This is a genomic window from Quyinboa sediminis, from assembly GCF_042219855.1.
Taxonomy (GTDB): Bacteria; Bacteroidota; Bacteroidia; order Bacteroidales; family UBA5342; genus JBHJHP01.
In genome coordinates, this window is the sequence record NZ_JBHJHP010000014.1 from 1 (window position 1) to 9,219 (window position 9,219).

General features: G+C 32.1%; 10 protein-coding genes. All 10 read right to left on the minus strand.

Going from position 1 to position 9,219, the window contains the following annotated elements; all coding sequences use genetic code 11:
- Positions 1–332 precede the first annotated feature (332 nt).
- Complete coding sequence (locus ACE1EF_RS19635) at positions 333–1,064, minus strand: hypothetical protein (protein WP_375722413.1); 732 nt, start codon at positions 1,062–1,064, stop codon at positions 333–335.
- A 119-nt stretch (positions 1,065–1,183) separates the two neighbouring features.
- Complete coding sequence (locus ACE1EF_RS19640) at positions 1,184–1,993, minus strand: hypothetical protein (RefSeq protein ID WP_375722414.1); 810 nt, start codon at positions 1,991–1,993, stop codon at positions 1,184–1,186.
- A gap of 164 nt (positions 1,994–2,157) precedes the next feature.
- Complete coding sequence (locus tag ACE1EF_RS19645; protein ID WP_375722415.1) at positions 2,158–2,619, minus strand: hypothetical protein; 462 nt, start codon at positions 2,617–2,619, stop codon at positions 2,158–2,160.
- A gap of 594 nt (positions 2,620–3,213) precedes the next feature.
- Complete coding sequence (locus ACE1EF_RS19650; RefSeq protein ID WP_375722416.1) at positions 3,214–4,032, minus strand: hypothetical protein; 819 nt, start codon at positions 4,030–4,032, stop codon at positions 3,214–3,216.
- Positions 4,033–4,064: 32 nt separating this feature from the next.
- Positions 4,065–4,799, minus strand: coding sequence for a hypothetical protein (locus ACE1EF_RS19655; protein ID WP_375722417.1), 735 nt, complete (start codon positions 4,797–4,799; stop codon positions 4,065–4,067).
- 167 nt (positions 4,800–4,966) lie between these two features.
- Positions 4,967–5,623, minus strand: a complete 657-nt coding sequence (locus tag ACE1EF_RS19660; RefSeq protein WP_375722418.1) for a hypothetical protein — start codon at positions 5,621–5,623, stop codon at positions 4,967–4,969.
- 161 nt (positions 5,624–5,784) lie between these two features.
- A complete protein-coding gene (locus ACE1EF_RS19665) occupies positions 5,785–6,405 on the minus strand; it encodes a hypothetical protein (protein ID WP_375722419.1) in 621 nt (206 codons plus the stop codon).
- Positions 6,406–6,583: 178 nt separating this feature from the next.
- Positions 6,584–7,357 carry a hypothetical protein gene (locus tag ACE1EF_RS19670; protein ID WP_375722420.1) on the minus strand — a complete coding sequence of 258 codons (774 nt, stop codon included), beginning with the start codon at positions 7,355–7,357 and terminating at the stop codon, positions 6,584–6,586.
- A 167-nt stretch (positions 7,358–7,524) separates the two neighbouring features.
- Complete coding sequence (locus tag ACE1EF_RS19675; RefSeq protein ID WP_375722421.1) at positions 7,525–8,223, minus strand: hypothetical protein; 699 nt, start codon at positions 8,221–8,223, stop codon at positions 7,525–7,527.
- Positions 8,224–8,404: 181 nt separating this feature from the next.
- Entirely contained in the window at positions 8,405–8,995 is a 591-nt protein-coding gene (locus ACE1EF_RS19680) for a DUF3885 domain-containing protein (protein ID WP_375722422.1), read from the minus strand.
- Between the last annotated feature and the right edge of the window lie 224 nt (positions 8,996–9,219).

A 9,219-nucleotide genomic window follows, 5' to 3' on the forward strand; every position in this document is an offset into this window, starting at 1 on the left:
GTGTCAGAATAAAATTTTTCTAAAAACTTTTCAAATACTTCAGCATTAATAGTGTCAATAGATTCTTGACTTTTAATGATCCCAAATGTAAATAGACAAAAGAGGAAAATATAATATTTGTAGTTATGTATTATTATTTGCTTAATCTTCGTCATAATTAGGTATTGATGTGCCTCTAAAATGGTTTACAACGGTCCCGCGGTATGGTGTCGTGGCAGTTTCTTTCACCCGTGAAAGGAACTGTCAGGACGAAAAGAGCTTTGCGCGAACGTTGAAATTTTTTGTTTAAAAGTACTGCCATGCACTATACCGTGTGTTAGCTGCTGGTTTTTCTATTCAAATTCTATAATTGGGAAATGTTGTTTCCAAACTTTTCCTAATTCTTCCTTAGTATCTGCAAATCCAATATCTTTAATATTATTATTTATTAGCAGATCTTTAAATCTTTCGGATACGTATGTACCCCAAGAATAAAAGGGTATTTTAAATAAATCAATAGTGGGATCAAAGTGTTTATTAAAAACTATCCTTTTTGTATTCCATGAGAAAGTTTTAAGGTCTTTTATTTTCTCTTTTTTCTCAGATTCTGAAATTTTCAGAGAATAAATTTGATTAATCTTAGAGGTAGTATTAAAATTTTCTTCAATGTATTTCAATCTTTCCTTGTGAGATTTCAGTTCTCCAATAACATTGTCTCCTCTTAAAGTAAGAATTTCACTTTTATTAAAATTTATCCAGTTATAACAGTTTAGATCATTAGATTCTCGAATTTTTAACTGTGTATACTTGTATGATTTTGAGATTTTAAATAAGCCTAAGTTAATTTCTTTTCTTTTTACAATCACTGGTGTAAGATCATATGGTATTATTTTACTTTCTTCAAAAAGCCTTAATGTTTTATCATTAATAACATAATCATCCAGTGAGTGCAAAATATCATTTAAAGCGTTAAATTCTCGGTTATCATAAATCTTACAAACCAACGTTTTCTGATTGTTCAAAATAATTTCTTCAGAATCTTCTATTGCTCCTGAATCATTTATATGTAGTGTGTAATATTTCATTTATTAAACTTGCAGCTAACGTTCCCGCGGTATGGTGTCGTGGCAGTTTCTTTCACCCGTGAAAGGAACTGTCAGGACGAAAAGAGCTGTGCGCGAACGTTGATACATATTGTTTAAAATTACTGCCATACACTATACCGTGTGTTAGGTTTCGTTTTTTCTATCTTATTCATTCCTATTGATAAGGCTTTCTTTTCAAATATTTTTTTGATTTTAAATTCATATTCACCATCAAATGAGGTATATCCATTGTAATAAAATCTATTTGAATCGAATAAACTGTCTATATCGATATTAGATGTTAAACTATCAATACCGAAGATAACAGTTTCACCTTCCAAGTAATTTTTGTATCCTCCAGACTTATAGTCTTCAATATAAAAGTCATACTCTTGAATCATACGCCTTTGATAAAAATAAAAATCATTAGGAATCTTCTTTAAATATTTACTTGCATTTTCTTTTTCTCCTAGAAATGTATAGACTAAAGCTATTTGTCTTTCAATTTGTAGTGACAAAACAGCATCATTTTTACATTTACTTAACCGTTCTTTCAATAGCGGAATTTCTTTTTCATAAAATATTTTTGCAGAGTCTGATTTATTTAAATGTTCGTAAATCAAACTTTTATATAAATATGCTTTTGTATTTCCAATGCAATTAAGGACCTTTCGATATTCCTTTTTTTTATATAGTAACTCAGCCTTTTGATTGGTTAAATTATTTTTCCAAAAGACAATTTTTTGAGCATTATTAATTTTTTGAATAGCTAAATCAATTTTCTTACCATCATTAATCATAACTTCTTTATATGCTTCATTTGCATTGTCCATTTTAATAGAAGCAATAATCACATAGCTCATCGGAATAGCTAATACGGTAAAAGCTATAAGTACTAATTTTAATTTCTTAAGAATAGATCTTTCCATTTTTTAAATGAAACCTAACGTTCCCGCGGTATGGTGTCGTGCGGTTGACTGTCCCACGAAGTGGAGACTGTCAAGCCGAAAACGACGGCATACGGAATGTGGGTTTGCAAATTAAAACAAAACCGCATGCACTATGACCGTGTGTTGTACCCAGTTTTTTATCTTCATATTGGATCTCCATCAGTCCAGATTAACCAATTATTCCCAATTCCATAAATCTCAATATAGTTTGAATCTGATTGATAATATCCTTTTTCAGTTTGTTTTGGCGCGCAGGTTGTCCAGGTCAAATGTAAAGTTCCGATTGGATACTCATAGTCAAATTCATATTCTACTTCTTTGCATTCTGAACTTTTATGAACAGTAATCCTCTTGACACCGTTTTTGATTAATTCAGTTGATAGATATTTTTCAAAATCTGTTGGGTAAATTCCTTTTCCTAAGTTTGATTTCACAAATTGATTTTCTAAGATCCGATTTGTCAAATTATTCCATTCAGCTTGTTTGTCCGAAAATTGAGTAATTTTTTTAATAACTATTTCTTTTCTTTTTTCCGTATTGTTTTTACAAGATAAAAGACTAAAAGTCATTATGAAAGTCAGAATTATGGTTTTAAAATGTTTCATTACTAAATTGGGTACAACGTTCCCGCGGTATGGTGTCGTGGCAGTTTCTGTCCGATAGGATAGGAACTGTCAGGACGAAAAGAGCTGGCAGCGAACGTTGAATTATTTGGTTTAAAAGTACTGCCATGCACTATGACCGCGTGTTAGGTGCTGCTGTTTCTTTGTCTGCCCGCATTGAGATTGTAAGATCTGGTCATCTTTCCCGCTCAATTTCCCTGTCGTTAATCTGAAAACCTAAAACACGAAACTTTCCTGGTACTAAGGACAGTTGCTGCGACAACTATGAGTTTAAAGATCACACCCTATCTACTCAAACGTGAAGGCCAGCATAGGGGAGACGTTAATCCGGTGTCTGCCAACTCTAAGCACCATTTAAATAAAGCGTTGGCAAATTAACGGCTAACCAGCTAAGAGCAGCAACTAAATCAAAATTGACAGTCAATTTAATGACGGTTGCACCTAACGTTCCCGCGGTATGGTGTCGTGGCAGTTTCTGTCCGATAGGATAGGGACTGTCAGGACTAAATGAGCCGGTTGCGAACGTTGATGTGTTTTATTTAAAAGTACTGCCATGCACTATACCGTGTGTTGGCATTAGTTTTTTATTATAATTTTATCAATTTCTCCTTTTTCAAAATATTTAAAACCTGAGTCATCGTCATAATTGTTTTCGGTTTTATAAAATCTCAAAGTGTCATTTATTATATCCCATCCAAAATAATCTAAATTGCCATCTTCGTTTTTTATCCCTATAGCATCAAATGTGAATGGCGTATATGTCTCAAGTCCAAGTGAAATATAATCAATTTTTGATATTTTATCTTTGGATAAATAATCATCAAAAACTAAATCAATTATATATCTCATTAATTTGTCTTCATCTGCAATTATTTCAGTAAAATCATCATCTGTCATTCTACTGTAAATACTGGAAGATGGTAAATCACCAAAATAAATTAAATCGTTGACTTTTGAATAGCTAATTTTAGAATTATCAAAATCAGGTAATTCAATTGTTGAAGAATCAATTATTTTGTAATTAACAGATTCTCGATCCATATTTCCGCTAATTGTTACAGTATTGTCATCATTAATGGTTAATGCCAAAGATCCATAAAATATATCTTTCCATGGAAGCACTCTTTTGTTTATCTGAATTGAATCTGGAATAACAGTTGTTATCCAATTACCTTTAATTTCTGAAATTAATCCATTGTCATTTTGTGAAAATCCACAATTAATAATTGTATTAAAAATCAATAGTGACAAAAGTGATCGTTTCATTTTTTTTAAATTAATGCCAACGTTCCCGCGGTATGGTGTCGTGGCAGTTTTTTCACCCGTGAAAGGAACTGTCAGGACGAAATGTGCTTTGGGCGAACGTTGATATTTTGGGTTTAAAAGTACTGCCATGCACTATGACCGCGTGTTGTACCTAGTTATTTTTAGTGTCCGTGACCATCGACTTTTTTAAGTAAGCCATTATATGTTTCTTCCATTAATTTAGCGATTCTTACATTTTCAGTTTTAACTTTACTCAAAGTTGAGTTATAATCATCCAATGCGCCGGGGTCCTCAGGATGAGGGCCATCGTAAACAAAATATAAAATACTTTTTATTTCATTATCAGATCTTTGTGATAAAACAGAACACATAATCTTGGTGTCATTTTTGAGTTTATCATCAATTCCAAAATCTTGAATTGCGTCTGCTTCCCAATGTCCATTTTTAGCTATATCTAAATATTTGTTATAGAGTTTAACTTTATCAATATTTGATAAACCATAGAATTTAAAAATGATACTCATTTCTCCATATAGAGGCATCGCATGATCATCTTTGTAACCAAATAATTTATAATATTCATCAAAGCTATCTGGGAAAGAATTGAAAAATTCTAATTCTAAACTATCTAAATTACTACTGTCAGCGCTGATAAGTTTATTGTATTGATTAATAATCAAATTAGCAGTTGAGTCATCTGTTAATTCAAGTTTTTTATCAGCAAAAGGATCTGGAATTTCTTTCGGGCTAGAATCAATATTCTCTGTTATATTTAATGTAAAACCAGATCTTTCCTGTTTTGGGGATGCAATCTCAGTTTTTTTCTCTTTCGTTTTGTTTGAAGAACAACTGTATAAGTTCAGACAAACATATAATAATATCATTATCTTTTTCATGAGCTAATTCATAATTAGGTACAACGTTCCCGCGGTATGGTGTCGTGGCAGTTTCTTTCCGACGGGAAAGGAACTGTCAGGACGAAAGTGGCAGTGGGCGAACGTTGAAATATTTTGTTTAAAAGTACTGCCATGCACTATGAACGCGTGTTGTAACCTGTGCTTTTTCAATTATTTATTTTATACTCTTTTAAGGAATATTCTAATTCAATTTCTCCATCGGTTATAATTTGATATTTAATTAATCCAACATCTGAGTTAATGAACCAATACCTTTTCTCATCTGAATCTTCCCAACGTTTAAAATTGTCAAAATATATGTAACACTCAAATGTGCCTGCCTCTGTTACAATTGAAGTGTCACTATTGACGCATTTAATCTCACTTTCTTCAATGAAAAAACCAGAATCAGATCCATATATAATATGGTTAAAGTTCCAAAACTCACCAACCTGGGGATTTTTTTTATATTGAATTGATCTATCTAAGAAAATTTCTCCATTTGTTTGAACTCCGTTTTGAATAATATTACCATTTTCATCATGATTCCAAAATACAAACCATTTATTATCATTTGAACTTCTAGAACTTTCAACTATATAAGTTTTGATCGATTCTGACTGAATATTTAACACTGTATCTTTTAAAACTTTCATATTAAAGGTTTGATTCGGATAAAATGTACTTTCTGGGAGAATATTATAAGTCCATTCGTTTTGAATTTCCAAAGGGAAGAAGTTATAGCGTTCTGAATTCTCATATTCATCAGGAGAACAGGAAATAAAGATTGTCAAAACAGCAAAGTAGATAAATACATTTTTCATAAATAGGTGTTTATAGATTAATAATATTGTTTTTATAGCATTGGTTACAACGTTTCGCGGTATGGTGTCGTGGCAGTTTCTTTCACGGGTGAAAGGAACTGTCAATACGAAAGCGCGAGCATCGAACGTTGAATTATTCTATTTAAAAGTACTGCCATGCACTATGACCGCGTGTTAGTGGCTGGGCTTTTTAATCTTATTTCAATTATTCCATATCCAACTAATAATATAGCTCCTAAGTATCCAATCAATATGAATTCCGTTTTATTAATATCCAGCACCAAAATAGAAATGTATTTTATTAATATGAGCATTAATCCAAATAATCCAATTAGTCGGCTAGTGTTTTTAATAAGTTTATATTTTGCAACTTTATAAAAGTCAAAAAGTTGAGAATTTTGTTTGTCAAGGTTTGCAGAATTACGAAAGTACCTTGTTGCTTTATAATATTTCTTTTTATTAAAGTTGTCTATAGCTATATTGTAAATCAATAATTTGAAATAAGAATCTGTTTTTAAATCATAGTTATAGAGTGAAGAGTATTTTTTAAATCCTCTCAGCGTTGGTTGCAAGATATTGTTTATCAGTTCATATTCTTTCTCTTTATATGCTGAGTTTATTATCTCTGATAGCATCCAAATTTTTTTAAGCCCAATCACATCATCAAAAAGCTTATTTGAAGAAAAATAGTCTTTATTTTCAGAATAGAAATTTATAAATGAAGAGTAATCTTCACTTTTAATCTCCATAAATTCCTTATTAATTTCTTCAGCGTTTTTCATTCATTGATTAGTATGAACAATCTTTTCAGCCTTGCCACTAACGTTCCCGCGGTATGGTGTCGTGCGGTTGACTGTCCCACGAAGTGGAGACTTTCAAGCCGAAAACGACGGCATACGGAATGTGGGTTTGCAAATTAAAATAAAACCGCATGCACTATGACCGTGTGTTAGGCATTGTTTATTCATCCTCTATTTTTTCAAAAGGTATAATTTTTTTCTCAATCAATTCACTTTTAATCTTGTCGGCGTAATTATGAGCAAACTTTTCTTTCTCAGATTTCGGCAATTTAAAATATAAATCATATCGTTTCTCCCATTCTTCATATTCTTCATCATCAGTTCCTGGTCTTTCTACAAATTCTAAATAATGAACATAATGTCCGAATTCGTGAATCAAAGTTCGATATAGTTGAGTGGTTCTCACATTATCAATTTCGTAATCCGCAACAAAGTGTCGCTTATCGTCTACTATTTTGTGTCCGTCCTCCTTTAGTTTTTCCAATTCCTTTTGGCTATCTACTGATAGTTTCTTAGTCCACTTAAACTTCCTGTCAAAATCTATTGCCTCAATAACAATCGCAGGAAAATAGTCACCCTCAAATTCATATGAATAAATCAATCTGCCCCATACTGATGACATAGTTTCTTCTTTTCTTTTTGCCTGTCTTAGAATTATCAATTTTAAATCACCGTAATCTTCAGTTGGTATATTTTCTATAATCTTTGAAATATCATTTATCGTGCAAGCATGTTTAGATGACTCTCTTGTTTGCTCAACAACAAATAAGAAATCATGGCCGTTTATAGTCCTTGGAATTTTATTATAATTATCCAATCGCTCAAAAAAGCTTCTGAGAGTCAAGGCTGGCTGTGGAATAGTCAATTCGTTGTCTTTTCCATGTCCTTGTTTAGCAGTCCCAATATTCCTATTTCTTCTGGTTGCGTCTCTCATTTGCAGAATGTTTTCCTAAATAATGCCTAACGTTCCCGCGGTATGGTGTCGTGGCAGTTTCTTTCATACGTGAAAGGAACTGTCAGGACGAAAGACGTTGCAGCGAACGTTTATATTTTTAGTTTAAAAGTACTGCCATGCACTATACCGTGTGTTGTATGCAGTTTTTATTCATTTTTTAGTCTTATTGGCAGATTGTCATTCCATATAAAATATCTCGTTTTTTTCCCTTTCCCCTTTCTATAAAGTACTTTATTATTCATATTAATCCAGTTATAATATTTAGCAGAAATAGGAAAATGAATCTCAATGTAATTATATTTTTCAGGAATATCTTTTATTGGGATTATTGTAAATCTACCATTCAAACTTGTTGGAACAACACTATCAACTTGGGTAATTAATCTTAGTCCAATCTTTTCGATATTGTCGGATAAAATAGTTGTGTCAATCTGTGATTTAGTGAATTTACATATTTTATTTCCAAGGTCTAGAAACAAGGTGTCATAATGAAAATCAAAATCTTCTCGTTCTAATTCAGTAGTTATTTTTAGTCGATATCCAGTAATTGAAGAATCTGTTTTCAATTTATAATCAACCTCAATCGAGTCTGGATTAAAGTCATAGCTATTTAAAACATATGTATTCTTGTCAATTTTTAGATAACGACCTTCCGAATAATAACCAAATGAATTTGTGTCAGTATCTAATTTCCATTTAGTATATTTAAATATCGAATCATTTTCGAAGGTAATTTCATGTCTTGGAAGAAACAGACCACAAATTGATTGAGTCTTGCAACCGTAGTTTATTGTTAAACAAACTGCACAAATAATTATTAATACTATTTTTCTATAATGCTTCATATGTTCGCTGTCTGCTCAAATTGCATACAACGTTCCCGCGGTATGGTGTCGTGCGGTTGACTGTCCCACGAAGTGGAGACTGTCAAGCCGAAAACGACGACATACGGAATGTGAATTTGCAAATTAAAAACACAACCGCATGCACTATGACCGTGTGTTGGCAGTAGTTGTTTTTATCCAATTAACATCCATCTTCTCTTTGTGATAACCACTCTTTATATCTTTGTTTATACAAATCTCTTGTATCAGAATCAATCAATACAAAATCAACTCCTCCATCATAAGGTGCAATTAAAATATTTTTATCAAACGATACAAAAAATGCTCTCACTTTATCATTTGCAATTTCCTTTAATAAATTATCATGTTTGTTACTTTCCCAAATTATCTCAGAAAATGCTGGTCTATATGTTTCACAGTCATCATAATCATCGGGAAAGAGTTTGTATAAATCAATATTCTCAAGTCTCTCAAATCTATATCTTTTGAATACCTCTTCTTCATCTGTAATATAATCAGTACGTTCTCCCCAATTATATTCTCCTGTTACAAGTATTACTTTTTTATTTTCGCCAAACAGATCAGAAATAATTTGATTTTGTCTAGACAATAAAGTAGTCCACTCTTTTACGTTTTCAGGATATCTCTTTGATCCAGGCAAACTATGTATTCGAAACCATCTATCAGGATAATTATGTCGAAACATATGCGATATAGGTATCGTATCAGAAAAATATTTTGTCCAATTATAATTAAAATCTTCTTTTGTCATCTGCTGTTTTAACAATTACTGCCAACGTTCCCGCGGTATGCTGTCGTGGCAGTTTCTTTCCGACGGGAAAGGAACTGACAGGACAAAAGAGACAACTGCGAATGTTGTAATATTTGATTTAAAAGTACTGCCATGCAGTATGACCGTGTGTTAGGTGCTGCTGTTTCTTTGTCTGCCCGCATTGAGATTGTAAGATCTGGTCATCTTTCCCGCTCAATTTCCCT

Coding starts and splice junctions, on each gene's coding strand:
- ACE1EF_RS19665 (WP_375722419.1), bottom strand. CDS start 6,405: ATGAAAAACGCTGAAGAAATTAATAAGGAATTTATGGAGATTAAAAGT.
- ACE1EF_RS19660 (WP_375722418.1), bottom strand. CDS start 5,623: ATGAAAAATGTATTTATCTACTTTGCTGTTTTGACAATCTTTATTTCC.
- ACE1EF_RS19670 (WP_375722420.1), bottom strand. CDS start 7,357: ATGAGAGACGCAACCAGAAGAAATAGGAATATTGGGACTGCTAAACAA.
- ACE1EF_RS19680 (WP_375722422.1), bottom strand. CDS start 8,995: ATGACAAAAGAAGATTTTAATTATAATTGGACAAAATATTTTTCTGAT.
- ACE1EF_RS19650 (WP_375722416.1), bottom strand. CDS start 4,032: ATGGCAGTACTTTTAAACCCAAAATATCAACGTTCGCCCAAAGCACAT.
- ACE1EF_RS19675 (WP_375722421.1), bottom strand. CDS start 8,223: ATGAAGCATTATAGAAAAATAGTATTAATAATTATTTGTGCAGTTTGT.
- ACE1EF_RS19635 (WP_375722413.1), bottom strand. CDS start 1,064: ATGAAATATTACACACTACATATAAATGATTCAGGAGCAATAGAAGAT.
- ACE1EF_RS19640 (WP_375722414.1), bottom strand. CDS start 1,993: ATGGAAAGATCTATTCTTAAGAAATTAAAATTAGTACTTATAGCTTTT.
- ACE1EF_RS19655 (WP_375722417.1), bottom strand. CDS start 4,799: ATGAAAAAGATAATGATATTATTATATGTTTGTCTGAACTTATACAGT.
- ACE1EF_RS19645 (WP_375722415.1), bottom strand. CDS start 2,619: ATGAAACATTTTAAAACCATAATTCTGACTTTCATAATGACTTTTAGT.